23 protein-coding genes and 1 pseudogene are annotated in these 26,307 nt (G+C 58.7%); 19 read left to right on the top strand and 5 right to left on the bottom strand.

Annotation, left to right across the window (positions count from 1 at the left end):
• Positions 1–122 precede the first annotated feature (122 nt).
• Together EN859_RS29065 and EN859_RS29070 are read left to right on the top strand one after the other, a co-directional pair.
• Positions 123–1,175, top strand: coding sequence for an LLM class flavin-dependent oxidoreductase (locus EN859_RS29065; RefSeq protein ID WP_029356559.1), 1,053 nt, complete (start codon positions 123–125; stop codon positions 1,173–1,175).
• Entirely contained in the window at positions 1,162–1,788 is a 627-nt protein-coding gene (locus tag EN859_RS29070; protein WP_029356557.1) for a nitrogen fixation protein NifQ, read from the top strand. The genes EN859_RS29065 and EN859_RS29070 overlap by 14 nt, the downstream gene beginning before the upstream one ends.
• Here EN859_RS29070 and rpoN read toward each other — a convergent pair.
• Positions 1,785–3,218, bottom strand: coding sequence for an RNA polymerase factor sigma-54 (gene rpoN, locus EN859_RS29075; protein ID WP_029356556.1), 1,434 nt, complete (start codon positions 3,216–3,218; stop codon positions 1,785–1,787). The genes EN859_RS29070 and rpoN overlap by 4 nt on opposite strands.
• 69 nt (positions 3,219–3,287) lie before the next feature.
• Entirely contained in the window at positions 3,288–3,821 is a 534-nt protein-coding gene (locus tag EN859_RS29080) for a peroxiredoxin (protein ID WP_029356553.1), read from the bottom strand.
• A 1,475-nt stretch (positions 3,822–5,296) separates the two neighbouring features.
• Here EN859_RS29080 and EN859_RS29095 point away from each other — a divergent pair.
• From EN859_RS29095 to EN859_RS29105, 3 genes are all read left to right on the top strand, one after another.
• Complete coding sequence (locus tag EN859_RS29095) at positions 5,297–5,602, top strand: asparagine synthase-related protein (RefSeq protein WP_165778306.1); 306 nt, start codon at positions 5,297–5,299, stop codon at positions 5,600–5,602.
• Between the two features lie 572 nt (positions 5,603–6,174).
• Positions 6,175–7,371, top strand: coding sequence for a histidinol-phosphate transaminase (gene hisC / locus EN859_RS29100; RefSeq protein WP_126038032.1), 1,197 nt, complete (start codon positions 6,175–6,177; stop codon positions 7,369–7,371).
• 27 nt (positions 7,372–7,398) lie between these two features.
• Complete coding sequence (locus EN859_RS29105; protein ID WP_029356540.1) at positions 7,399–8,433, top strand: LLM class flavin-dependent oxidoreductase; 1,035 nt, start codon at positions 7,399–7,401, stop codon at positions 8,431–8,433.
• A 78-nt stretch (positions 8,434–8,511) separates the two neighbouring features.
• On the opposite strand, the pseudogene EN859_RS29110 reads toward EN859_RS29105, so the two are convergent.
• Positions 8,512–8,815: pseudogene (locus tag EN859_RS29110) on the bottom strand (transposase); the annotation flags it as partial.
• Positions 8,816–9,385: 570 nt separating this feature from the next.
• On the opposite strand from EN859_RS29110, the gene queC reads away from it, so the two are divergent.
• From queC to queE, 3 genes are read left to right on the top strand one after another with little or no spacing between them, the layout of a single operon-like run.
• Positions 9,386–10,084 carry a 7-cyano-7-deazaguanine synthase QueC gene (gene queC, locus EN859_RS29115; protein ID WP_029356538.1) on the top strand — a complete coding sequence of 233 codons (699 nt, stop codon included), beginning with the start codon at positions 9,386–9,388 and terminating at the stop codon, positions 10,082–10,084.
• A complete protein-coding gene (queD, locus tag EN859_RS29120) occupies positions 10,084–10,440 on the top strand; it encodes a 6-carboxytetrahydropterin synthase QueD (RefSeq protein ID WP_029356535.1) in 357 nt (118 codons plus the stop codon). The genes queC and queD overlap by 1 nt, the downstream gene beginning before the upstream one ends.
• Positions 10,441–10,445: 5 nt before the next feature.
• Entirely contained in the window at positions 10,446–11,171 is a 726-nt protein-coding gene (gene queE, locus EN859_RS29125) for a 7-carboxy-7-deazaguanine synthase QueE (RefSeq protein ID WP_029356533.1), read from the top strand.
• Between the two features lie 577 nt (positions 11,172–11,748).
• Here queE and EN859_RS29130 read toward each other — a convergent pair.
• Entirely contained in the window at positions 11,749–12,177 is a 429-nt protein-coding gene (locus tag EN859_RS29130; RefSeq protein WP_029356531.1) for a hypothetical protein, read from the bottom strand.
• On the bottom strand, positions 12,159–12,722 hold the full coding sequence (locus EN859_RS29135; protein WP_240992587.1) for a type II toxin-antitoxin system prevent-host-death family antitoxin: 564 nt from the start codon (positions 12,720–12,722) through the stop codon (positions 12,159–12,161). Before EN859_RS29135 ends, EN859_RS29130 begins: the two co-directional genes overlap by 19 nt.
• 581 nt (positions 12,723–13,303) lie before the next feature.
• On the opposite strand from EN859_RS29135, the gene nifH reads away from it, so the two are divergent.
• The 11 genes from nifH to EN859_RS38355 all read left to right on the top strand — a co-directional run bounded on the left by nifH (position 13,304) and on the right by EN859_RS38355 (position 26,043).
• A complete protein-coding gene (gene nifH / locus EN859_RS29140) occupies positions 13,304–14,197 on the top strand; it encodes a nitrogenase iron protein (protein ID WP_024505261.1) in 894 nt (297 codons plus the stop codon).
• Positions 14,198–14,283: 86 nt separating this feature from the next.
• Positions 14,284–15,786 (top strand): nitrogenase molybdenum-iron protein alpha chain, encoded by a 1,503-nt coding sequence (gene nifD / locus EN859_RS29145; protein WP_024505262.1) that lies wholly within the window; start codon positions 14,284–14,286, stop codon positions 15,784–15,786.
• Between the two features lie 129 nt (positions 15,787–15,915).
• Entirely contained in the window at positions 15,916–17,457 is a 1,542-nt protein-coding gene (gene nifK, locus EN859_RS29150) for a nitrogenase molybdenum-iron protein subunit beta (protein WP_126038034.1), read from the top strand.
• Positions 17,458–17,518: 61 nt separating this feature from the next.
• Complete coding sequence (nifE, locus tag EN859_RS29155) at positions 17,519–18,994, top strand: nitrogenase iron-molybdenum cofactor biosynthesis protein NifE (protein ID WP_126038036.1); 1,476 nt, start codon at positions 17,519–17,521, stop codon at positions 18,992–18,994.
• An 8-nt stretch (positions 18,995–19,002) separates the two neighbouring features.
• Positions 19,003–20,385 carry a nitrogenase iron-molybdenum cofactor biosynthesis protein NifN gene (gene nifN, locus EN859_RS29160; RefSeq protein WP_126038039.1) on the top strand — a complete coding sequence of 461 codons (1,383 nt, stop codon included), beginning with the start codon at positions 19,003–19,005 and terminating at the stop codon, positions 20,383–20,385.
• Complete coding sequence (gene nifX / locus EN859_RS29165; protein WP_095517136.1) at positions 20,351–20,848, top strand: nitrogen fixation protein NifX; 498 nt, start codon at positions 20,351–20,353, stop codon at positions 20,846–20,848. The genes nifN and nifX overlap by 35 nt, the downstream gene beginning before the upstream one ends.
• Positions 20,849–20,862: 14 nt before the next feature.
• Positions 20,863–21,342, top strand: coding sequence for a NifX-associated nitrogen fixation protein (locus tag EN859_RS29170; RefSeq protein ID WP_095517137.1), 480 nt, complete (start codon positions 20,863–20,865; stop codon positions 21,340–21,342).
• Positions 21,339–22,151 carry a response regulator transcription factor gene (locus EN859_RS29175; protein WP_245464790.1) on the top strand — a complete coding sequence of 271 codons (813 nt, stop codon included), beginning with the start codon at positions 21,339–21,341 and terminating at the stop codon, positions 22,149–22,151. Before EN859_RS29170 ends, EN859_RS29175 begins: the two co-directional genes overlap by 4 nt.
• 94 nt (positions 22,152–22,245) lie before the next feature.
• Positions 22,246–23,118 (top strand): universal stress protein, encoded by an 873-nt coding sequence (locus tag EN859_RS29180; RefSeq protein WP_126038042.1) that lies wholly within the window; start codon positions 22,246–22,248, stop codon positions 23,116–23,118.
• 847 nt (positions 23,119–23,965) lie between these two features.
• Entirely contained in the window at positions 23,966–25,264 is a 1,299-nt protein-coding gene (locus EN859_RS29185; protein WP_126038045.1) for a SidA/IucD/PvdA family monooxygenase, read from the top strand.
• Between the two features lie 629 nt (positions 25,265–25,893).
• On the top strand, positions 25,894–26,043 hold the full coding sequence (locus tag EN859_RS38355; protein ID WP_165778317.1) for a hypothetical protein: 150 nt from the start codon (positions 25,894–25,896) through the stop codon (positions 26,041–26,043).
• The last annotated feature ends 264 nt before the right edge of the window (positions 26,044–26,307 follow it).

Below are 26,307 nucleotides of genomic sequence, written 5' to 3' on the forward strand. Positions count from 1 at the left end.
AGGCGACCGGCCGAGCATTATGAAGCCTCGGCTCCACGACGCACCCGAGGTGCTTGAGATCCAAGCATGTGCATGCCGAGCACATTCCCGGTCGGCTGACGTGTCTATAACGAGGAGAAATCATGGAATTTGCCACGTTCATTCTGGCCGCCCAGCGTGGCTATCACCAATCCTCAGAAAGCGTCATCCGCAACTCCATCGAACAGGCCGTCGCTTCGGAGCAGGCTGGGTTCAACACCGCGTGGTTTGCTGAGCACCACTTCAACAATTACAGCCTCATACCATCCCCGCTGATGATGGTGGCGCACTGCGCCGGCTTGACAAGCACGATTCGCCTGGGCACTGCCGTCTGCGTGCTGCCGCTTTACCAACCGCAGCGCCTGCTGTCCGAGATCGGCTTCGCCGACATCGTTGCGAACGGCCGTCTCGAGCTCGGCGTAGGCTTGGGATACCAGCAGTTCGAGTTCGAACGGTTCGGCGTGGACATCAATGAGGCGCCGGCCGTCTTTTCGGAATACCTGGACATCATTCTCAAGGGCCTCAACCAAAACGTCTTCGAACACGACGGCCAGTATGAGAAGATCCCCCCAACAGCGATTTCGGTCCGCACAGTCCAGCAGCCGACGCCGCCTATCTGGATCGCTGGCGGAGCCGCACGGATGGCTCGGGCCTACCGCGACGGGCACAATTTTTTTGTCACAGCCTTCCACGACGGCTTAGAGACTTTGACCACACTGCGTGAATCAGTCGAGAGGGCGGCGGCATCCGAGGAAAAGAACGTCACCGACGTCAAGATATCGCTGCTGCGCTGCTGCTATGCCAGCCACGACGAGTTGGAGATCAACAGCTATCTCGACAACGCCCGCTTCCAGCGCCGGCTTTCTGAAGCCCTGCATCAGCGCCGCCAACAGAGCCACGATGGCTACCTGCTGCAGGAGACACCGACCCAGCAGGATCTGTCCTTCGAGACCATGCGCAAAAATTTGCCGATTGGCAGCGTAAATCGCGTGATTGATCGCCTGCTGGAAGAGATCGATATCTTGAAACCGGACCAGATCGCAGTTCAGACTCAATTGGGCGACTTCGACCAAAAGACGATGCTGCGCCAGATCGAGCTCTGGGGCGACAAGATCATCCCTGCGGTCAACAAGGCGCTTTGTCATGCCGGAAGCTGAAGCCGGCCGTTACGATGATGGCTGCCTATCCAGCGCGCAATGGCGTGGGTCCGAGCTAGGGAGGAGCTTCGATCAGCATGTGCTGCCCTGCGTACATTCACGTTCGCTTGAGGAGGTCCAGGCGGGCGAGGTGTTGGCGACGGAGGGGACAGGCCTTTCGTCTGTCGAATTGCGTGATGTCTTGGCCGCAACTTTCCCGTCTACCTCCAGCAGCGTATTCGCTTTGGAGGAGTTGAGCGAGCCCGAGCCGGAACTGGAAGAGGAGCTGCTACGCCGGCTGCTGCTAGCGCATGCTGCGCCGGCCGACCCGGCGAGCGGCCGCTTGGCCAAGATCATCGCCCGGCGTGCGATGCGCACGGACCATCTTTGGCGGGATCTTGGCCTCTCAAATCGCGCTGAGCTCAGCCGCCTGCTTGCCAGACATTTTCCCGCGCTGGCGGCAGGCAACACAGAAAACATGAAATGGAAAAAGTACTTTTACCGCAAGCTGTGTGAGGCCGAAGGCTTTTCGTCATGCACTGCACCCAGTTGTCGGGAATGCCAGGACTTCGAAAGCTGCTTCGGCCCGGAGGAAGTTGAGAGTCGCCTCTCGCCGACCAGGAATGCCGGTTAGTCACTTCGCTTGATCGCAGCTGCGGACAAACGCTTATCGCGGCGCCGTCGTATGGAGGAAGGGATGTTCATCGCCTCGCGATATTTGGTGACGGTACGGCGAGCGACATCGATGCCGGTCTCCTTGAGTTGAGCAACGATGTCTTCGTCGGAATGTACCTTGTCGAGCGATTCTTCGGCTATGATTGCCTTGATCCGATGGCGGACAGCTTTGGCGGAGTGCGCGTCGCCGCCCTCGCAGGATGCGATTGGCGCAGCGAAAAAATACTTCAGCTCGAACACCCCGCGCGGAGTCAACATGTACCTGTTCGAAGTCACCCGGCTTACCGTCGACTCGTGCATGCCGATCTCGTCAGCGACATTTTTGAGACAGAGAGGCCGCAGATGGGCGGCGCCGTGTGTAAAAAAGGCATCCTGCTGGCGCACGATTTCGGTCGCAACCTTAAGGATCGTCTTAGCGCGCTGCTTGAGACTGCTGATCAGCCAGTTCCCTTTTTCCTGGCAATGGTCGAGAAACGCTTTGCCTTCCGGATTTTGCTTGGTCTGCTGCGAGATTTCGGCGACATAGGTGTGGTTGATCAACACTTTGGGCAGCGTGGCCGGATCAAGCTCCACCCGCCATCCACCTTCGGACTTGGGCATTACCCAGACGTCCGGTACGATGGTTTCCGGCGTCCCGGACTGGAACCGGTCTCCAGGCTTGGGATCGAGCGCGCGGATTTCGTTCCTCATGTCGAGGAGATCCTCCTCGTCGACTCCGCAACGCTGCTTCAATCCCTGAAAATCCCCCCGTGCAAGCATCTCGAGATTGGCGACCAAAGCTGCCATAGCCGGGTCGAACCGGTCTTGCTGGCGCAGCTGAATCTCCAGGCATTCGCTGAGAGTTCGCGCAAAAATGCCCGGCGGATCAAATTGCTGCAAGATTCCGATGACCCGTTCCACATCAGCTTGCCGAACGTTTAACCTCCTGGCCAGATCGAAAAGGTTTACCTGAAGATAGCCAGTGTCCTCCAGATGGGCGGCGAGCTGTCCGGCAATCAGCCGCTCCTGGGGGGTGAACGGGGTGAGGGCGACCTGGCGGGCGACATGGTCGTGCAATGTTTCGGTGTGGGCGGTAAACTCCTCGACGGCAGGTCGATCGTTGCCGCTACTGCGTTGCGACTTCCATTGCCCGCGCCCGCCAGACGGCCCGCCAATGGGCGATTCGCCGATTTCGCTTCTGCTTTGACTGCTCCGCTGATCCACCCCTGACAGCGGCGAATCGTCGTCAAACGGGTCAGGCTTCAAAACGGGGTTCTTCTCGAGTGCCTGCTGCACGAGCTGATGGAGTTCAGTATGCGTCAATCGCAGCAAGCGAATAGCTTCAATGGCTTGAGGCGATAAGACCATACGTTGCTTCTGGCGTTGAAGCAGGCTTGCTGAGAGATGCATGTTGAACCGGTAATCTGCCGAGGAGGCTCTAGTGTGTGCTGGGGTTGTGTGAGACTTGCCACTTCTGGGTCATGCCGCCGCCTTCAGTTTGTCGAGAACGTTTTGCGGGGATGAAACGCCATAGGGGTCCGTCTCGCAGTTGTCACAGAAGCCTTCCTCCTCGAACCACTGCTCCACCACGCCATCGTCGATCAGAGCGGCGTATCGCCAGGAGCGCATGCCAAAGCCCAGATTGTCCTTCGCGACCAGCATGCCCATCTTGCGCGTGAACTCGCCCGACCCGTCTGGGATCAGCTCGATCTTCTGCAGCCCCAAGGACTTTCCCCACGCATTCATGACGAAAGCATCGTTGACTGAGACGCAGTAGATCGCGTCAATTCGCAGTTCCAGAAATTGATCATAGAGTTTTTCGAAATCGGGCAGTTGGAAGGTCGAGCAGGTCGGGGTGAAGGCGCCAGGCAGCGAGAACAGGATAACGCGCTTGCCCCCGAAATAATCGTCGGAGGTCTTGTTCTCCCACCGATAAGGATTTGGCCCCCCGATCGACTCATCGCGAACACGCGTGCGAAAGGTCACGAGAGGAACGTTCTTTCTATCGGTCATTGATTTGCTCCCAGGCCAAAGTGGTACGGTGCATTTTTCGGTTAAACTGAAGCGGCATCGACTTCGGTGGACAGTTCCGGCAGCCTTTCGCCCTGGCGTGGTTGCCTCGGACCAGTCTTGTGCAAGACCGCCCCCGAGCAGGGACGTTTAACGGCGACGAGCTTCCAGTTTTCCGCGGGGACGGGGAATGTTTGCTCGCGTGCTTTATCGAGCTTTGAGAGGTAGGCATGGTCTCCAACCGTGGTTTTGACTGCGTTCTAGCGACCGGGTCGCAAGCGCCATGCCAATTGACCCCATGCCTTGGGTTCACTTCGGTTTTTGCAGCAACTTTCGTGTTGTGCAGTAATGCCGGTCGATATTATTGCTCAAGCAGCACTGGAAATTGGGTGGGACTCCGTTCGGCAAACCCGGCCTTTGTCCGAAGCCGGACACGAATGTCGGAAATTAGCCAAACGCCAGGACCTGGGGCGGGTTTAAGAAACGTTGCCGTGGGCACCGTTCTTCAGCACAATTGCGCCACGCGAGCATGGCTCCCAGCGTCAATGCCGTGCAGCAGCGAGACGAAAGTCACTGCAGAATATCAACCTCTGCGAAGTCGTTGAGACCCAGCATGTGCGAGCCGTTCGAGCCGCAGATCAAGGCATGCTCGAGGAAGAGCTCGTGCTCTCGGCAGCAAGTGTTGCGACGTCTGACAAGGATCGTCGCGCTTCAAGGAAAAGAACCTGAATGGTGCACGGCTTGTGAAGGCCTGGCGCATGGAAATGGCTGGGCTGATCATCCTCCATGGCGGTTGGATGAAGAGCTGGCCCCTATCTCCCTCAGCTGCAACGGGGGGAGATAGGGCATGCCGGTCTATCGCGCTGGGTAACATTCCTCGGTGAGGCAATAAGGGGAGCAATTTCTCATTTCGGCCGACACGACCCAGCTCTCCTTTCATGCGCTGATTCCCCTAGGGAAATCGCGACTCCAGCCTTCCTATGCAGCGAATCGCGGTGCTGTCCGATGTCCGACAATGTCGGATGCGGATCGTAGCTGGGCTAGATCCGTCACTTTGCCTCGAATGGTTTCCCACTGGCCTAATATCTGCTTCGCCCCAAATGCGGCGACAGTTATCTCAGGAGGGAGCCAAACCTGTGCGGCATCTGTGAATGGATCGACTTCAATCGCGACCTCGGAGGTCCCGACGCGCGAAGAAGCTTGCCGATATGACGGCCACCATGGCGAACCGCGGTCCGGACGACGAGGGGACTTGGATCGGCGGGCCTGCGGCGCTGGGACACCACCGCCTGGCAATCATCGATATCCATGGCGGCCGTCAGCCCGATGATGCTCCAGGAGGATGGCCGACCTGACTTGGTGCTCGTCTACACGGGTGAGACTTACAACTACCGCGAGCTGCGTCAACAGCTGGCCGGCCTAGGCCATCGCATGAACACGAGCAGTGACACCGAGGTGGCGCTGCACCGCGCCCGCGGGTGGGGCTCTTCGGCGGGTACACTTTTTTCACGAAATCCGTGAATGTTTCTCGCGACATCATCCCGCAATCGGTGGTGCAGCGGGTGAAGAGCCCGTATCCGGCTATCCAGGATGCCGCCTACGACAAAATGCTACGTACGCGGTTCACTGCGGTGCTGGACGACCCTAGTGCGGCAGTGGCACCGCTGTTGTCCGTCGACAGGTCCCGCGCTTTGCTCGGTGCGACCAACAACCTTAAGGGGCTAGGGCGTATCCTGACCCTGCAAGATCTCCTCGCCGACTATAAGGTGCGCCTCACGATCTGAGACGATGGGACAGGATGGCCAAGGAGGTGCGCCGTCTTGCATGCCCCGCCAGCGAGGCGAACCCTCTTGGCTACGCGCGCCACCAGAGACGCTCCATATCGTCAGGCCCGCGTCTCATGCTCAGATGAGCCGGTATTTGGCTCTCTCATCAGCGAACCGAGAGAGCCCATGCCAAGACGGAAGCAAGCAAGACGAACGAGCGTCAGATACCCTGCGCCTGACCCATAAACAGGGCAGTCCGGTGGGCGAGGTGGCAGAGCAACTGAGGTTCGGCAAGACCTCGGTTTCCACCTATTTCTGCGGGCGCTGGAGGCGGGCTGTCGTGCTGGCCCTGCATGCGGCTTTGACGACGATGCGATGTTGAAACACCGTCTGTTGCGCCGAATCGGCCGTCGGCCACACGTTGGGTCGTCATCAGGTTCTCGACAGCTTCCCGGTGTCAAATCCAAACCGTGGTCGGCGATCCCCACCAAGGTGGGAAGGCAGCGCTGACACAGCCGAACGTCGATCAAGTCACGATCAACGATTGCCTCATGTCACATGCCCTGCGGGACTGAAAAACGGAGAAGAACATGTGCGATGCAAAACTGAAGACCGTGCTTTCGCTTTTTTCGCCGGTGGCCAGCAAATTAGATGCTCTCTCGTCCAACGGACCAGCGACGGATGCAAATTGCGTTAAGCTAAATACGAACGAGAACCCGTTTCCGTTGCCGAAGAGCGTAATGCAAAGTGCAATTGCTGCGATCGAACACCAGTATCTTTATCCGGAAGACGACAATCTCAGCTTAAGGGCAGCTGCCTCCGACACTTACGGATTTTCCAAAGATCAGGTGATTGCCGGCAACGGTTCGTCGGAACTGCTCGGACTCATCTACAGAGCTTTCCTCGCCCCAGGAGATAGAGTGGCGATGCTGTCGCCCGGATTTTCGTTCAACCGTAAACTTGCCATGTTGCAGGGTGCTGAGTTTCTCGAAATCGCATCGAGCGAAGCTCATCCCCTGCCGATAGAAAAACTGCTGTCCGGCCCCGCAAAAGACGCGAAGTTCATTCTGTTGGCTAATCCGAACAATCCGACCGGAACATTCGTGCCGGTGGCCGAAATCGAACGCCTTGTGGAGCAAGCAGATCGCTTGATCGTCTTGGATGAGGCCTACGTTGACTTCGCACCCGACCATGCCCTGCGCCTCGTCAATAGGCATCCGAATCTTTTGATCTTGAGGACTTTTTCAAAGAGCTATGCTGCCGCTGGCGTGCGAGTCGGCTTCGGTTTCGGTCACCCAGAAATCATTGGCAGGCTGCGCAACATCCAGAATGTCTTCAACATGAACGTGATCGGGCAGGCGGTCGGGAAAAGCATTCTTGCGCATCGCCACGCCTACGAAGAGAACCACAGGCACATCAAGCATGAACGACAGCGAGTGACCCTGGCGCTGTTGCAACTTGGCTTTTCAGTAACACCCTCCCACGCAAACTTTTTGCTGGCCCGTGTGCCGGCGGGACAGGAGGGCTCATGCTGGCAAGCCGCGTTGAAAGAGCAGAAGATCCTCATCGCCAGCTTTCCTGACATAGATTTGAAGAACTGCATTCGCGTCAGCATTGGCACCACAGAGCAGATGGACAAATTCCTTGCTGCCGCCAAAAACGTTTGTATGAACGTTAAGAGGAATCGCGGTATGCACAAGCATGAAGTCAATTCACATTGCTTTGGAAATGTATCAAGTAATAAGTGTCGATGTGTTGTGAGTTATGATGTTTCCAATAGTGGATAAATCATAGGTAATTTGGAGAATAATTAATTGAAGAAAATTTTCGCTTCGGGCCTGACCTTCGGCATCTTCGATCATCTGGACGAAAACGGCGATGACATCGCCCAACAATATGCAGATCGGCTGAGCCTAGCAGAAGCGTGCGATGGCTATGGCTTTTATGCGTATCATCTCGCAGAGCACCACTGTACGCCGCATGGCAGAGGTCCATCACCGAATTTGTTCTTAGCGAGCGTCGCCCAGCGAACCCGCAGTCTTCGTGTTGGTCCCATGGTAATGCTACTTGCGCTCTATCATCCGCTGCGTGCCTTCGAGGAGATCTGCATGCTTGATCAGTTGAGCGGCGGCAGGCTTGAACTCGGCATAGGGCGCGGCTCTGCTCCGACTGAATTGGGATACTTCGGGGTTGCTGTAGAAGCAGCACCAGAACAGTATGCGGAGGCCAGCGAGATTCTCATCAATGCGATGAAAGGCGGGACGCTTTCTTATCAGGGCCGCCACTTTGAGTTGAAAGACGTTCCGCTGACGTTGAGACCTCACCAATATCCCCATCCGCCGACATGGATCGCCACCAATCGACCCGAGCCGGCTAGCTGGGCCGCCGCGAATGGGGCAAACATCGCCTGCGTCGGACCTTCCACTTCTGTTCGCAGCGTTACCGACGCGTTCCGCGCCGCCCGAATTCACGATGCTGACATTGGCCACCAAGCGCCATTTCTTGGATTGCTCCGAATGGTGGTGATAGAGCGTTCTGAAACAGATGCGTATTTGCTCGCAGCACCTGCCTATGAACGATGGCTCAAGAGCTTCAAATTTCTATACGAACTAAATGCCATTCCCACTCCACCAAACTTGCCTCTGAACTTCGATGCAGCAATTGAAAGTGAATTGTGCGTCGTGGGAACGGCAGCTTCTGTCCGAAAAGCTCTCCTTGATCAGTTGGAAGAGGCAGGTGCTAATTATCTTCTGTGTCAACTGGCATTTGGGGATTTGCCGCTGGATGCGTCCCTATACACCGCATCGACCATTCGATCCGAAATCATGGCTCGAGTTGGCGCATCGTGAAATCCGTTGCGTGATTGGAGGAGCAGCGGCAGCGCTGCTCCTCATTCCGAAACGGTTGTGGGGGCCGAACCTCTTGTGTCAGGCGTAAACCACTAGAGCACGTCCTGTTTGATCCAGTTCATATCCTGCGGCTTTGAAGTAGTTGGCACATTCGGCTGGGGTGAAGAGGTCGACGACCGCGCCGACGCGTCTCATAGAGCCTTGATGGTTCTCTCGGCTTTGCTCGCAGCAGCGCCTTAAGTTTGGCGAAGGCGTTCTCAATCGGATTGAAGTCGGGACTGTAGGGCGGCAGGTAGAGCAGGCTCGCGCCCGCGGCCTCAATCGCGTCGCGCACGCCGGCGGCCTTGTGGGCGGGCAGGTCGCCCATGACGACTACGTCGCCCCGCGACAATGTCGGTGAAGGCCTTGGTCTTCCAGTGGCATGTGGCACGCCGGCCTGGCAGCGCTCGCCGCGCAGGGTTCTCCAGGCGGATGTCGCCAATGTCAAATTTGCTGGCATCCATGCCGCCATCGCTTTCTGGTTCCAGATCGAAAAATCGCCGAATGGAACCAGCGCATCAACCTGCGCCTCAAGGAGCTCACTGCCACTTTCGGTCGGCGGGGTGTGCCGCCCCACAAATAGAACATCAATTGTCGTGCCAACCGCGCAAGCGAAGGCCAGAAAGCCAACCTGTGTTTCTACGGCTTAATTGAGAGGCAGCCGATGTCGGCCGAACATCACCTTGTCTCGAAGTCGACGAATCCGACAGCAGGTTGCGAAAGTGCGCGCGACGCGAACAAACTGCTGAAGCGCTCAACTCTTATTGATCACGCGTGTTGGACGCGAACCATTCTCGTTCCAATCGGGCTGAGCGCAAATTCTCCCGGTTCACAAAATTGCGTTGCTGGAGTAGTGGGGGCGCAGAGAAATCTCCGGTCGCAGCCTTACCCGGTCAAAACAAGGATACCAATGATGAAGACTCTCGCCGTCTGCTCTGGCGGATTGGACTCCGTTTCCCTTGCTCACATGGTGGCAGCGGAGCATGAACTCACCGGCCTTCTATCTTTCGACTATGGCCAACGGCACAGGAAGGAATTGGGCTTCGCCGCTCTTTGCGCGGAGCGACTGAAGGTCCCGCACCAGATCATCGACCTCCGCGAAATTGGCCGTGGCCTTTCCGGCTCAGCGCTCACCGACAGTGTCGACGTGCCGGACGGCCATTACGCCGAAGATACTATGAAGATTACGGTGGTGCCGAACCGCAATGCCATCATGTTTGCAATCGCCTTCGGGCTGGCCGCCACGCATAAGGCAGAAGCGGTGGCGGCGGCCGTGCATGGTGGGGATCATTTCATCTATCCAGATTGCCGTCCGGCCTTCATCGAAGCTTTCCAGACAATGCAAGACCGCGCGCTCGACGGCTATGCGCAGATACGCCTCTATGCACCGTACGTGAACCTCGGAAAAGCTGACATTGTGGCGGATGGCGCAAGATACGGCACCCCGTTTGCCGAGACCTGGTCCTGTTACAAGGGCGGCGTGCGTCACTGCGGGCGATGCGGGACCTGCGTCGAGCGGCGCGAAGCGTTCCATCTCGCCGGGCACGCTGATCCCACCGACTACGAGGACGCCGATTTCTGGCTCGAGGCACTCCGCAGGAGGCGCGCGTAATGTTCCACATCAGCAAGGAATTCCACTTCTCGGCCTCGCATCAGCTCACCTCCTTGCCCCCCAACCATCAATGTGCGCGCCTGCACGGGCATAACTATATCGTCGTAGTGGAGCTATCGGCCAAGGAACTGGACGCCCGCGGCTTCGTGCGCGACTATCACGATCTGGCGCCGCTCAAACGCTATATTGACGAGAGCTTCGACCATCGGCACCTCAACGACGTGCTGGGACATGAGAAAGTCACGGCGGAATGCCTGGCCAGACATTTCTATGAATGGTGCAAGGCACGTCTGCCGCAGACCACGGCCGTGCGCGTTAGCGAAACACCGAAAACTTGGGCGGAATACCGTCCGTGACCGACATGCATCCCGCAATCCGTGTGAGCGAGATATTTGGGCCGACGATCCAGGGCGAGGGCGTGCTCATCGGCTTGCCGACGGTGTTCATCAGAACCGGCGGATGTGATTATCGCTGTTCATGGTGCGACAGCCTTCACGCGGTGGACAATCAGTATCGCAATGAATGGCTACCGATGCCGATCGATGCCGTGTGGCAAACCGTCCATGCGCTTTCCGGCGGCAGGCCGGTTATGGTCTCCTTGTCAGGCGGCAACCCGGCCATTCAGCCGTTCGGTCCCCTCATAGAACGAGGCCATCGCGAGGGCTATCGTTTTGCACTGGAAACGCAGGGTTCCGTGGTGAGGGAGTGGTTTGCGGATCTTGACGTGCTGATCCTTAGCCCAAAGCCGCCGTCCAGCGAAATGACGACCAGTTGGGCTGCGTTTGAGGCGTGCCTCGAAGCGGCGCAAGAGAAGCCGCAAATCGTGCTCAAGCTCGTCGTTTTCGACGAGAGTGACTATGCCTACGCCAAAGAAGTCGCGGCGCGATATCCGCACCTTCCGATCTATCTGCAACCCGGCAATCACACGCCGCCGCGCCCTGGCAGTGAAGACACCTCTGTCGACTTGGACGGAATAATGATGCGAATGGAATGGCTTGTCGAAAGGGTGACCAGCGACAGGTGGTTCGAAGCCCGCGTGTTGCCGCAGCTGCACGTTCTGCTTTGGGGTAACAAGAGGGCGGTCTAGTCTGCGGCTTGCGTCGCACCGGAAGGCCGGGCTCCGACGGCTTGGCAGGCTCTCTTAGCGTGCCGAGTACAGCCGAGCTTTGTTCGCGCCAGCGGTCTCGCATTGTGCGGCTGGAAACCGCCCGGACACCCGCTGCCGGCGTGTGTTACCTTGACTCCGATGAGCGGTCGTCACGCAAAGTTGAAATCCGCAAGAACTGGCCTTCTCGCCCCAGCTGCTTGACTGTTTCCTCCGTCGCAAGCACGTCATCCCTCCCATCCTTGTCCAGCCCTTATCGATGTATCTCATGGTCCGGCCTGACGCTCGACTGTCAGACACCAGAACGCCAAAGGGGCTGGCCCGCCGGTCAACGGCAGCTGCTAAACAGAACGGCGATGTGCATGGGAATGCATCCGTTGCTTAAATGCCTTCCATAAAGAAGATCGATTTCCTCACTGGCCCAACGATCTCATGGATTTGTTCACGCAACAGGTGAAGCCGTCCGAGATTACGGCGCAACTCGGCTCGGCTTCGTTCCGGTCGGGGCATACGCTACCCGCACCGTCGGACCCTTTGCCCGCGCGTGTTCGATTGCCGCTCACTCGTCATCTTCTGGCGGTTCTAGTTTGCCAACCGAAACCTCTAGCCTCGTGGTGCACTCAATAAGGTTAGCTAGCAATTTGGCATCAATGTCTGTGTGCCCCTCGTACTCGGAGAGGTTTCGCTCGTTGTGCGCCTTTAGAAAAATCTGAATGTCAGCCTTGTCGGTTCCGACGGTATGAACGAGCGCTTGAAACACCGAAGTGCGATTGTCCGAGCGATAGCCTTCGCGGCGTAGGGCTGCCAGGGCAAGCCGATGCGCAGCTCCATATAAGAGAGTGAATTGGCTGTCGGGGTCGAGACCTTTCTGTGCGTCAGTTAAATTCTTGCGCGCGCCACCCAGCATGCCGTCATATTCGGACAGCGATGGGGGCTCACTTTTCATCAGCCCAATCTTTACGAGGTTGTCTAGTTCTTGCTTGCCCACGCTTGTAAATCTTTCTCCGAGCCGATGAGGAAAATCTTTGGAAGGGTACTTACCTTGCGGACAAACGACCCTTTCTGAGACGCCTTTCGTTGCCATTCCTCCGGCGACAGAAATGTCGGACTGACCTTTCGGCCTAGTCTCAGTTCCGCGTTTTGTGCGGCTGAATAAAGTTCAGAGAGGTTCAGGTTATCGCCGACCACCATCAAATCGATATCGCTGCGTTCTGTGTCCGTGCCTTTGGCGACTGAACCGTACACGAAGGCAGATTTGATCGAATGAAAGTGCGACAGCAATTCCCTTAGTGGCTCGGTTGGTATTTGGTTCTTAAGTGAAAAGTGCGCCGTGCTCTGCAAAGCAGGGGGGGCTGCGTTCTCAGGCCCCGCGCTAGTGCCGTCACGATGCGCCTTTAGGCGCTGGTATTCATCGACCGAAAGCAGCACAAGCCGTTCGCGGCCATTCTTGCTGATGATCACGGGTTCCGCTAGCGCCTTGTCCTGATACACCCCAAAGTTGCGCTGAAATTCAACCGAGCTAATGACCGACATAGAATTGTCCCGATAATCCGTCATATCCGTATAATACGTATCTTTTTGAAAATATCAATGATCTCGTGCTAAGGTACTGAATTACTTGCCTTCGATATAGCGCGTCGGCGGAACCAACTCGTAGACGGGCTATGAAAGGTTAAGCGCGGATGTCTATCGGCCGCCGGCGTTCCCGCTCCGCAAGCCTGCCTGAACTATTCCGCGCGGCGGTCAAGCCCCAGGCTCCTGCTCATCCAGCGACCGCAGGCTGGAAAAGACAATAGCCGACGTCTTCCGATGGTCTCGCCATCAGCTTTGGGCTAGCTCCCCATTATCCCGCTTCGAGCTCGACACAGGGCGGTTTCGATGGCGCACGACAATCTGTGTCGGCTTTGTCGTGTCCGTGACAGACGCCTGAAAGGCCCGCTCGCGCGTTTTGCCGCCGTCTAAGTGGCTGGAATTTAATAACAAAGTTTCTTCTCGGATCGGCCGATCACGCTGGTACGCTTTTTGCGATGCTTGGTGTGAGGTGGCACGAGCTGCCTATCGGCACTTGTGTCGCGGGCAGTCGCGATGATTAGAACGAAGGAAGGAAAGCTATTATGTCAGGTCTGCGTCAGATCGCCTTTTACGGCAAAGGCGGCATCGGCAAGTCCACCACCTCCCAAAATACGCTCGCCGCCCTTGTCGACCTCGGGCAGAGAATCCTCATCGTAGGATGCGACCCCAAAGCCGATTCCACACGCTTGATCCTGAATTCGAAAGCTCAGGATACCGTCCTGGATCTCGCCGCACAGGAAGGTTCGGTGGAAGACCTCGAACTCCAGGACGTGCTCAAGGTCGGCTACAGAGGCATCAAGTGCGTGGAGTCCGGCGGCCCCGAGCCGGGTGTCGGTTGCGCCGGCCGCGGCGTCATCACCTCGATCAATTTCCTCGAGGAGAATGGCGCTTATGACGATGTCGATTATGTCTCCTATGACGTCCTCGGCGACGTGGTATGCGGCGGCTTCGCCATGCCGATCCGCGAAGGCAAGGCCCAGGAGATCTACATCGTCATGTCCGGCGAGATGATGGCGCTCTATGCCGCCAATAACATCGCCAAGGGCATCCTCAAATATGCCCATTCGGGCGGTGTGCGGCTGGGCGGGCTGATCTGCAATGAACGTCAAACCGACCGTGAACTCGATCTGGCCGAAGCACTGGCTGGCCGATTGAATTCCAAGCTCATCCACTTCGTGCCCCGCGACAACATCGTCCAGCATGCCGAACTCAGGAAGATGTCGGTGATCCAGTACGCGCCGGACTCCAAGCAGGCAGGGGAATACCGCGCTCTGGCCGAGAAGATCCACGCCAATTCGGGCCAGGGTACGATCCCGACGCCGATCACCATGGAGGAGCTGGAGGAGATGCTGCTCGACTTCGGCATCATGAAGACCGACGAGCAGATGCTTGCCGAGCTTCACTCCAAGGAAGCGGCGAAGGCGGCGGCCCAGTAGTGACATTAGCGCTGCCATGAATCGGCGCGCCTTGCAGAGAACGGCGCCTATTCGTTGAGGCGTCACCCAACCTTGAAAGGGGACTCATGAGCCGGGAATACGAGAATGACGGTGCTCTTCATGCGAAGCTTATCGAAGAGGTGCTGTCGCATTATCCCGACAAGGCGGCGAAGCGCCGCAAGAAGCACCTCAACGTCGCAAAGAGCGGCAACGAGGCTGGCGGGGAAAGCGAGGTCCTTTCCGAATGCGACGTCAAATCGAACATCAAGTCCATTCCCGGGGTGATGACGATTCGCGGCTGTGCATATGCGGGTTCGAAAGGCGTGGTGTGGGGGCCAGTCAAGGATATGGTCCATATATCGCACGGCCCGGTCGGCTGCGGCCAATATTCTTGGTCGCAGCGCCGCAACTACTACGTCGGTACGACGGGCGTCGACACGTTCGGGACAATGCAGTTCACCTCCGATTTCCAGGAGAAGGACATCGTCTTCGGCGGCGACAAGAAGCTGGAACAGATCATTGACGAGATTGAAGTCTTGTTTCCGCTCAACAACGGCATCACCGTGCAATCCGAATGCCCTATCGGCCTGATTGGCGATGACACCGAGGCGGTTTCTCGCAAAAAGACCAAGGAGTATGACAAGACGATCGTGCCGGTACGCTGCGAGGGTTTCCGCGGCGTCTCGCAGTCGCTTGGCCACCACATCGCCAATGATGCGATCCGGGATTGGGTCTTCGACAAAAAGGATGTCAAGTTCGAGGCCGGCCCCTACGACGTCAACGTCATCGGCGACTACAATATCGGCGGCGATGCCTGGGCCTCGCGCATACTGCTTGAGGAGATAGGGCTGCGCGTGGTCGGCAACTGGTCGGGTGACGCCACACTCGCAGAGATCGAGCGCGCCCCGAAGGCTAAGCTCAATCTTATCCACTGCTACCGGTCGATGAACTACATCTGTCGGCATATGGAGGAAAAGTATGGCGTCGCTTGGATGGAGTACAATTTCTTCGGTCCCTCCCAGATCGAAGCCTCTCTGCGCAACATAGCCAAGCATTTTGGGCCGGAAATCGAGGAGAAGACCGAAAAGGTCATTGCCAAGTACAGGCCGCTTGTTGATGCGGTCATCGCCAAGTACCTGTCGCGCCTGGAAGGAAATACCGTGATGCTCTATGTCGGCGGCCTGCGCCCCCGCCACGTCGTCACGGCCTACGAGGACCTCGGCATGGTCATCGTGGGCACCGGCTATGAATTCGCCCACAGCGACGACTATCAGCGCACCGGCCACTACGTGAAGAACGGCACGCTGATCTATGATGACGTGACCGGCTATGAGTTGGAGAAATTCATCGAAGGGATTCGCCCAAATCTGGTCGGCTCGGGAATCAAAGAAAAATACCCGGTGCAGAAGATGGGCATACCGTTCCGCCAGATGCATTCCTGGGATTATTCAGGCCCGTATCACGGCTACGATGGCTTTGCCATTTTCGCACGTGATGTGGATCTCGCCATCAACAACCCGGTCTGGGACCTATTCCACGCGCCTTGGAAAAGAAGCCGGGGCGATGAGCGGGCGATGGCTGCCGAATAAACATCTGCTTTAGCCCCAGTCTCCCACTGGGACGGTGAACTCCCGCGGCCTCTGATCCGCCGGAGCCTGGAACGTCTCGACGTCCTGAGCTGCCGTACCGCGCAGCCAGATGCAAAAGAGGTAATCATCATGCCGCAGTCGGCTGAAAAAATTCTCGATCACGCTCCCCTGTTCCGCGAGCCGGAATACAGAAAGATGCTCGCTGAGAAGAAGCTAAACTTCGAATGTCCGCACCCCGATGAGATCGTTTCCGATCAGCGCGATTTCACCCAGACGTGGGAATACCGCGAAAAGAACCTCGCCCGCAAAGCGCTTGTCGTGAACCCGGCCAAGGCCTGCCAGCCGCTGGGTGCGGTATTCGCTGCCGCCGGCTTCGAGCGAACCATGTCCTTCGTCCACGGCAGCCAAGGTTGCGTCGCCTATTACCGCTCGCACCTGTCGCGCCATTTCAAGGAGCCTGCCGCGGCGGTCTCCTCCTCAATGACCGAGGATGCGGCGGTGTTTGGCGGCCTGAAGAACATGGTCGACGGGCTCGCCAACACCTACCAGCTCTACGACCCGAAGATGATTGCCGTGTCGACGACCTGTATGGCAGAGGTCATTGGCGACGACCTGCACAGCTTCATCCAGAACGCCAAGGACGAAGATTCAGTCCCGCGCGACTTCGACGTACCCTTTGCCCACACGCCGGCCTTCGTTGGCAGTCATGTCGACGGCTATGACAACATGGTCAAAGGCATTTTGGAGCACTTCTGGAAAGGCCAGGAGCGTACGCAAGTCGAGGGAACCATCAACATCATTCCGGGCTTCGACGGCTTCTGCGTCGGCAACAACCGGGAGCTCAAGCGCCTCCTCGATGTAATGGGCGTGTCCTACACATTGATCCAGGATGCCTCTGACCAGTTCGACACGCCTTCGGACGGTGAATACCGCATGTATGACGGGGGCACGAAGATCAACGAGGTGAAGAAGGCCCTCAACGCCGAGGCAACGCTTTCGCTGCAGCATCACAACACCCGAAAGACGTTGGGCTATTGCGAGGAGGTCGGGCAGGCGACGGCCTCGTTCCACTATCCGCTCGGCGTTCAGGCGACCGACGAATTCCTGATGGAGGTCGCGGCGATTTCCGGCAAGGAGATCCCCGAGGCAATTCGCCTCGAGCGCGGCCGACTGGTAGACGCCATGGCGGACAGCCAATCCTGGTTGCATGGTAAGAAATACGCCATCTACGGCGATCCCGACTTCGTTCACGCGATGGCCCGCTTTGTCATGGAGACCGGCGGCGAGCCAACCCATTGCCTCGCCACCAATGGCACCTCGGCATGGGAAGCCGATTTGAAGAAGCTGCTAGCATCCTCGCCTTTCGGCAAGGCTGCCCAGGTTTGGGCGGGCAAGGACCTGTGGGCGCTGCGCTCGCTGCTCTTTACCGAGCCGGTGGACCTTTTGATCGGCAATTCCTACGGCAAGTACCTGGAGCGCGACACCGGAACGCCGCTGATCCGGCTGATGTTTCCGATCTTCGATCGGCACCATCATCACCGCTTTGCGCTCTTTGGCTACCAGGGCGCGTTGCGCGTGCTGACGACGATCCTCGACAAGATCTTCGACAAACTCGATCGCGAGACGAGCGAGACGGGTGTGACGGATTATTCCTATGACCTCACGCGCTAAGAGCCGTGGCCGGCTTTTCGCCGAGGCCATTCCTTGCCCAATGGACTGGGGAGGCTGAGCGATGTCCTCCCTCAGCGCCAAAATCAAGGACGCCTTCGATGAGCCCGCCTGCGATAAGAACCGTGGCAAAGATGCCAAGGCGCGCAAGGAGGGCTGCTCGAAGTCGCTGACACCAGGGGCGGCAGCCGGCGGCTGCGCCTTTGACGGAGCCAAGATCGTCCTGCAGCCGATCACCGACGTTGCGCATCTGGTCCATGCGCCGCTCGCCTGCGAGGGCAATTCTTGGGACAACCGTGGTGCGGTTTCGTCAGGGCCGACCTTGTGGCGGACAAGCTTCACGACCGACCTCACCGAACTCGACCTGGTGATGGGGCAGGGCGAGCGGAAACTCTTCAAGGCGATCCGCGAGATCAAGCACACATACGCGCCGCCGGCGATCTTCGTCTACTCAACTTGCGTAACGGCGCTGATCGGTGACGACATCGAGGCCGTGTGCAAACGCGCCACGGAAAAGTTCGGTTTGGCCGTGGTGCCGATCAATGCGCCTGGCCTGGCAGGCTCCAAGAACCTCGGCAACAAGCTCGCCGCCGAGGCGTTGCTCGATCATGTCATCGGCACGGTCGAACCCGACGACCCCGGGCCCTACGACATCAACATCCTTGGCGAATTCAACCTCTCGGGCGAATTCTGGCTTGTAAAGCCGCTCCTCGATCGGCTCGGCATCCGGGTGCGCGCCTGCATTCCCGGCGATGCGCGTTACCGCGACATTGCTTCCGCGCACCGCGCCCGGGCGGCAATGATCGTGTGCTCGACCGCGCTGATCAGTCTTGCCCGCAAGATGGAGGAGCGCTGGGACATCCCGTTCTTCGAGGGCTCCTTCTACGGCATCTCCGACACATCGGAAGCTCTTCGCAACCTTGTCAGGCTGCTGGTGAGGAAGGGCGCCGATCCGGAGATCCTCGAGCGCACGGAGACGCTGATCGCGCAGCAGGAGGCGATCGCGTGGAAGAAACTCGAATCCTACCGGCAAAGGCTCCAAGGCAAGCGCGTGCTGCTCAACACAGGCGGTGTGAAGTCCTGGTCGGTTGTCCATGCGCTGATGGAGATCGGAATCGAGATCGTCGGCACCTCGGTCAAGAAATCTACCGTGCAGGACAAGGAGCGCATCAAACAAGTTCTCAAGCACGACAAGCATATGTTCGAATCCATGGCTGCGCGCGAGCTGTACGCCATGCTCTCTGAACACAGGGCCGATATCATGCTGTCGGGCGGTCGCACGCAATTCATTGCGCTCAAGGCCAAGACGCCCTGGCTCGATATCAACCAGGAGCGCCAGCATCCTTATGCCGGCTATGACGGCATGGTGGAACTCGTACGCCAGATCGACCTCGCCATTCACAATCCGATCTGGTCTCAGGTGCGCCAGCCGGCCCCGTGGGATTGCCAGCCTGAGCTGATAGGCGAATTGCCGTGCACGAGGAACGAGACCGCGTACCTGTTTGATGAATTCGCCTGCGCGACGGCACACGAGTGTTGAGGCGACCGATGGCCCGCATCCTTCCCCAGAGCAAATCGGCGGCAGTCAACCCGCTGAAGTCGTCGCAGCCGCTGGGTGCCGCCTTTGCCTTTCTTGGCGTCGACGGTGCGATGCCGCTGTTCCACGGCAGCCAAGGATGCACAAGCTTTGCGCTCGTTCTCTTCGTGCGGCACTTCAAAGAAGCGATTCCCTTGCAGACTACGGCGATGGATGAGGTGGCGACCATCCTCGGCGCAGCCGACCATCTGGAAGAGGCGATCCTCAACCTCAAGAACCGCACGAAGCCAACGCTGATCGGGGTGTGCACGACCGCGCTGGTGGAGACGCGTGGCGAAGATTGCGCGGGTGATATTGCCAACGTCAAGCTGAAGCACACGCAAGAGCTTGCGGGTACGGAGGTCGTGCTGGCCAACACGCCGGATTTTGACGGCGCGATCGAAGAGGGCTGGGCCAGGGCAGTCACCGCAATGATCGAAGGGATTACACGCTCGGGCGAACGGGCGCGGCACCCGAAGAAGATCGCAATCCTGCCCGGATGCAACCTCACTGTCGCCGACGTCGAGCATATGCGGGACATGGTTGAAAGCTTTGGGCTCAAGCCGGTTATTCTGCCCGACATCTCAGGCTCGCTCGACGGTACGGTTCCTGACCGCTGGGTAGCGACCACATACGGCGGCACCAGCGTCGAGGACATTCGCGAGTTGGGCACGGCCATGCAATGCATCGCCATCGGTGAGCACATGCGCCGCCCGGCGAAAGCGCTGCTCGGGTTGACCGGCGTGCCTTACGTGTTGTTCCAGTCACTGACTGGGCTGCAGGACACGGACCGCTTCGTGTCGCTGCTGTCTTCGATTTCGGGCGCGGCGGTACCGGCCCGCGTGCGCCGGCGCCGGGCCCAATTGCAGGACGCGATGCTCGACGGACATTTCCATTTCGGCGGCAAGAAAATTGCCATCGCTGCCGAACCAGACCAGCTGTTCCAACTTGCAACCTTCTTTGCTGGCCTCGGCTCCGAGATAGCCGCGGCCGTCACAACGACCGACAGGTCTAAAATTCTCGAGAAAGTCCCGGCGGTTTCGGTTCAGATCGGCGATCTCGGCGATCTGGAAAGTCTTGCCGTCGGTGCTGACCTGCTTGTCACGCATTCGCACGGGCGCCAAGCATCGGAGCGGCTCCGAATTCCGCTCATGCGCATCGGGTTCCCGGTCTTCGATCGACTAGGCAGCCAGCACAAGCTCGCAATTCTCTATCAGGGCACCCGCGACCTGATCTTCGAGGTCGCCAACATCTTCCAGGCCAACCAACACGCGCCCACTCCTGAGGCGCTTGATCCACTCCGTAATCGAGAAATATCACATGAACGCTGTTCGCCGCCTCTCGCTGGTCAGTAATGAGGTTTTCGCCCCGATGCCTGAACGACGTGCGGGCGCATTGCGCGTTGCGATCGCCACTCAGGACATGCAGAACCTCAATGCCCATTTCGGATCGGCCAGGCGCTTTGCTGTCTACGACGTGACGCGCGAGGAATGGAATCTCGTCGAAGCCGTGGCCTTCGATGACGTTTCGGATGAAAGCGGGGAGCATCGGGCCGAGGGCGATGACCGCATCACGCCCAAGGTGGATGCGCTGAAAGGCTGTCATCTGCTGTTTTGTCTGGCGATTGGCGGACCTTCGGCAGCCAAGGTTGTCGCGGCAAAAATCCACCCGATCAAAGTGGCGGAGCCCCAATCCATCCGAGAGGTGCTGTTGCGCACGCAGATGATGCTCAGGACGTGTCCTCCGCCCTGGCTGCGCAAGGTGCTGGCGCAAGCGGGCGTTGCCGAAACGAAACCGTCCTTCGAGGACGAGGACTGATAGGAGGACGCCAAATGTCTGACCCCGCAATCCCCCCAGCTGTCACCGAAGACGAGGCGGCTCTTTGCACCCCGTTCGTCAAATGCCTCGTGCGGCTGATCCGTGCTCAGGATTCCTATGGCTCGTGGGAACGCAAAGCGGACGCCGAGCTGCTGGGCGACTTCATCATTACCAAGGAACAGCGCCGGGCGATCCCGATCATCGGAGATCCCGATCCGGACGTGCTGTGGAGGCTCGACAAGTACTACGCCGCCATCGGGCTTGCGATCGAGGAGCGCTGCGGCCTTATGGCATCGCCGATGATCCAGGTGAGCCATGAGGGTTTTGGTCGGGTGCTTTTCACGACCGGACGGTTGGTCGTTTTGTCCAAAACGCTGCGCGATGTCCACCGGTTTGGCTTCGAGACGCTCCTGAAGCTCGCCACGGCCGGTACGAAGCTGGTCGACGATGGGATTGCAGTCATCGAAGCCTTTCCCCACGTGGCGCTGGCATGATGGGCGCGATTTTCGAGAAAGGCCATCATGACGGAACCGAGAATTGTTGGCCAGCCCCCTCGATCCAGGGGCTCGAGGCCGACCAGGTTGCTGGGGTATCGCTGATGAAGAAGCCGCTGGTCCTGATCTGCTCGCAAGATGCCGAGTTCTATCTGCTCTACAGTCACATACTGGAGGTGGACGGTTTCAGCAGTGAGACGGCAGACGGCGCGAAGGCTGCGCTGGCCTTGGCCGACCAACGGGAGCTTCAGGCCGTGGTGCTGGATTGCGACCCAGCCAGCATAAACGGGCCCGCAATTTGCGCCCACCTCAAGCGGGAACCGCGCACCACCGACCTGCCCATTATCGCCCTGATCGCACCTGGCGCCGAGCACCAGCACCTCGATCTCTTGAAGGCAGGCGTTGAGAGCTTTGTGCGGCCAGTGGCTCCGGCCAAGCTGCTCGACTGCCTGCGGGCGAGGCTCGGGCTGACCAAGCGTGGTTCCAACGGGGTTGAAAACGACAGTTGGATTTGTTGTGGAGGCCTGGAGATGAAGCTCGATGCCCATCGGGTTCGCGGTAATGGCCACGACATCCATCTCGGACCGATCGCGTTCAACGTGCTGCGGCTTATGATTGAGGCCCCCGGCAAGGTCTTCAGCCGGAACGAGCTTATCGGGGCGGCCTGGCGGGCCAACATTCATGTCGGTGAACGCACCGTCGATGTCCATATCAGCCGAATCAGGAGGGCGCTGAAAACGGCCTTGCCCGGCAGTGTCATTCGCACCGTCAGGTCGGCCGGCTACTCGCTCGAGAAGCCGGACGACTGAAATCGGTCGAATGTGGTGCCGCTCTCTCTTCCTCTGCTGAGAGCGGTGTTGCCGCTTTGAGACGCTCCTAACGAAGACCAGGAGAAGCAGGCAAATGGAATTTAAAAGCATATTCAGTGTAACGGGTGCTGATCATTCTGATGAGGACCTCTCAACAGCTGCCGGACTGTGTGCCGAGGTCGGCGCGCACCTATCTGTACTGATTATACCGCCTCCATTGCTCTTGATGTCGTCTCCGCCCCCCGAGTGGGGTACGGGACGTGCACAGGCAATTGCAGTACCGAATTATCGATTTCAGCAAATCGAGAAATTTTCACAGGACGTGACCAGAATGGAAAGACGGTCCGCGGATATCCTCAAACGGCTGAAAGCTATGTCGCTTTCCTGTGACGTTGACACCGACTATTGCGATCCGGCTAGCCTCGGTGAAGTGGCACGACAGCGGGCGCTCTGCGCTGACCTGACGATCGTTGGAGGAGACCTCCTCAACGATGAGACTCTCGGACCTCCTGTTGTCAACGGCTGCTTGTTCGATAGCGGAAAGCCGGTGCTCATCGTGCCGAAGGGCGCTAAGGCGACCCTGTCGCCTCGACGCGTGCTGGTCGGCTGGGATTCGCGCGTAGAGGCCTCGCGTGCGGTTCGGGAAGCTCTTAGTCTCCTATCCGCTGCTGAGGAAGTTTGTGTCGCTATGGTCGATCCGAAGGCGCAAAACAACGGGAAAGGTGCGCAGTCTGGAGCAGACATCGCTGCCTATCTTACTCGGCACGGTGCTCGGGTCTCGGTTGACCTGCTTAAGAGCGCCGGTAAATCGGCGGCCACAGTGCTGACGCAGCACGCGGCCGACACCTGCGCCGACATGATAGTCATGGGTGCTTATGGCAGCCGTCGGCTGCGTGAGCGGATTTTCGGCGGTCCGCCGAGCTGGAGCTTTGAGAAGACCACATTGCCGCTGTTTTTGGCTCGCTGATCAGTTCCGTAGGAACACCGATCAGGTCGTAGGACCGCCAACCAGTCCGAAGTCGTCGTCGGTTACCGGTCGGATTGCGGAGACATGGCTGGATCCGCGAACATCGTGCGATGCTTGTCAGAGCCAAACCGGACGCCTCGACTGCTTCAGGACGCTCTCGTGCATCCAACTCGTGCGAGATCGTCTGTAACGGGCAGTAAAGACGAACGGCTGCAGCAGACCGCAGCCAAGCCACAGGGCGGGTGTACCAGGGGACCCCCGCCTCGGGGCGCGAACCCTGTTGGAAGGCCCCTGATCAGTACCCGGACGCGGGTCAAATCGGCGGCTGCCCCCTGTCAGGCCTGCGGTGTGCAAGGGCCGCTGCCGCGGAGCTTCCTCTGCCCGATCGTCGGGCGTGCGACAATGTCGGGTTCCAGACGAGCTGGAATTACGAGAACTCGTTGGTTTGACAGTTTTCTTTATCCGGCACGCTGCATGCATGGGAGTCTACGAACGCATTACGAGCCGTTATCCATGGTTACGCCCCTCGAAGAAAGAGCCGCTTCCGTCGTAACCGGGAAACAGCCAATCCTGGGGTGGAGGCAGCCGCTAGGAGCCGCCGTAAAATCCGGAGAGCTGCGCGACAGCATCACACGCGGTCCTTCTCGCTCTTGGGTTCGGATGATGCGGTGCCCGCTGTCGATGTCGCCCATTGAGCCCAAGATCTGGAAGGCCGCGCAGGCTTTTGCCTTCCTCTCAGTCGGGACCGCGGCTCAACGATGCCTGTGAGGTTCGCAATGCTCAATGCCTGGCGGTCGCCGCGCACATGCCGCTGAGTTGGAAAACACTCCTAGAGGAGCAAGGATAAGTGGACCTCTTTTGCATTGGTATCGGTGCTGGGCCGTCTAATTTGAGCCTTGCGTGTCAGATACAGGAAGAGATTGCGCAAGGGGCACTGTTCCTGGATCGGCAGGTTGATTTCCGAGGACATCCAGGCAGCGCTTTCGATTGCGCGGAGCTCCAGGTCGGCCACTTCCAGGATCTGGTTACTCTGGTCAATCCGCGATCAGCCTACACATTCGTAAACTACCTCCACGAGAACGGGCGTCTTTACAATTTCCTCAATGCGCAATTTCACGGGGTGCTCAGAGCCGAGTTCGCTCAATATCTCAACTGGGCGTTCCAGAAGAATCCGCTTGTCCGTGGCGGCGAGGCCGTTCGCGAAATCCGCTTTGACGGCGAGTTTCGCGTGCGGACGGACAACGCGGTCCTTGATGCGAGAAACCTCGTCATCGACATAGGCAAGCAGGCGCAAATTCCGCCTCAGTTTCATGGCTGGACTGGACCCAACCTGTTCCACTCATCAGACCTAGCGCATATCCATCCTGAGGTACACAAAAAGCATGTCTGCGTGGTTGGCGGCGGACAGTCGGGAGCCGAGCTGCTGCTGCACCTTGTCGGCCGGCCGAAAGAACGGCGGCCCGCGGCGATCACTTGGGTCTTGACGCGCGAGATGCCTTTCGACGACCACCCGTTCACAAACGAGCTGTTCACGCCTTGCTTTTCGGATCGTTTTGCGGCCATGAGCGAGGTGCATCGCCAGCTGTTCCTGCGTCGTTTCGCGCTTGCCTCCGATGGGATTTCAGAAAGCACGTTGCGCGCGGTCTATCAGGCGCTCTATCACCACGCCTTTCTCGAGCCACACCAATGCGACATCAAACTGCGGCCAAGTTGCAACGTGTCGCGCTGCATCAACGCAGGGGCGGGGCACAGGCTCACGCTGCAGCGCGGCATGGATAACATCGGAGAAGTAACCGCCGACATCGTCATCCTGGCCACGGGGTACGAGAACGCGCTGCCGGACTTCCTGGAACCGATCGCAGATCGCCTCGAGCAGATCGGCAATGAGCTCGCCACCGGCGAGGATTTTTCGGTGTACTGGGACGGACCGCGAGACAGACGCCTTTTCGTTCAGAACGCCTGCCTTGGACAGCGCGGGCTGGCTGATCCGAACTTTGGCCTGCTGGCCTGGCGAGCGCGCCGCATCCTGGACAGCCTTCTGGGGCGCGCGCCATGCACCAATCCCGAGCATCTCGGCCTCATCAGCCGTACGTTGATCGAGCGCCGGCCCGACCTCGTAGCCGAAGAAATGGGCAGCGGGATATAACTGGTCTACTATTGTTCATTGGCGGTGGCATCCAGGGAATGATGTACGCCTTCGTTGCGGCGAACGCGGGAGCCTTAGCCCAGATCATCTTGACCGAATAAGCACTCGGGCCCTGAGGCACATCGTATATTCTGCGGACGTTTCCCCTACGCTCGTTAAGTCCTTACGTTCACTCGAAAGAGTGCGGTAGCCTCAGCGGCCATGGCTGAGCCCGCGCTCAGCGGGGAGGGTCCTTGCCTTTGGCGATGCATGTCGTGGCTGGACCCGGTGAGTTAGGTGAGTCCGGCCCGGTCTACCCAGCCCCTGCGCCCGCCCCGAAGCCGCTCGCCCGCTCAGCGCTATCGAGGGGGCGCTCGCGCGGCTTCGCTGACCGTCGCGTTACAGCGTAAGGACGCGACCCCAGTGAAGGCATACTCCAGTGTCGCCAATTCCGTTTCGTTGGCCCGCCGCAAGCCGGTCTTCCAACCAAAGGCCGAACTCGCCAATTCGCCAGCCAACTCCACCAACGATTGTCTAAATCCGCACCCCAGGGCGGTTCGCTCGGGCTCGCTTGCTTGAGCACGGCACAGACGGGATCGCGAGCATGATGCCGCGGAATGGGAACGCACCATGGTTAGGCACGAGGGCCCGTGCCAACGCGCATCGCGCCAATCGGCGTCGTCACGTCCGAGATTCAGCACCGGCTGCTCGGCGCTTTTACGCTCGCATCATGGGCCGGCATGCCGCTGGCGATCCATGACGCGATGCCGCCGAGGCTGCTCGTTCATGGAAAGCGATAAGCACTAGATTAATGGGCAACCTCGTCGGGACCGAAAAGGGCGCTAAACCGGCTGGCTAGATCGATCCAGGGTGCCGCGTCTCCGCGCTCTGAAGCTATTCGAACGACCGTCGCCAGATAATCGGTAAAGGCCTTCAGTCTGATGGCGCCTTGCTCAGAAAGGTGGTCAATGGCGTCAAGCCGCTGGTGAACGGCAGCCAGCATATGTTGCACCAAAAGCAGTGAGGATGGGCAAGGGCAGTCGCCCTTACTCGCGAGGCGCCTG

Origin of the sequence: Mesorhizobium sp. M00.F.Ca.ET.216.01.1.1, from assembly GCF_004010325.2 — a bacterium.
GTDB lineage: Bacteria > Pseudomonadota > Alphaproteobacteria > Rhizobiales > Rhizobiaceae > Mesorhizobium.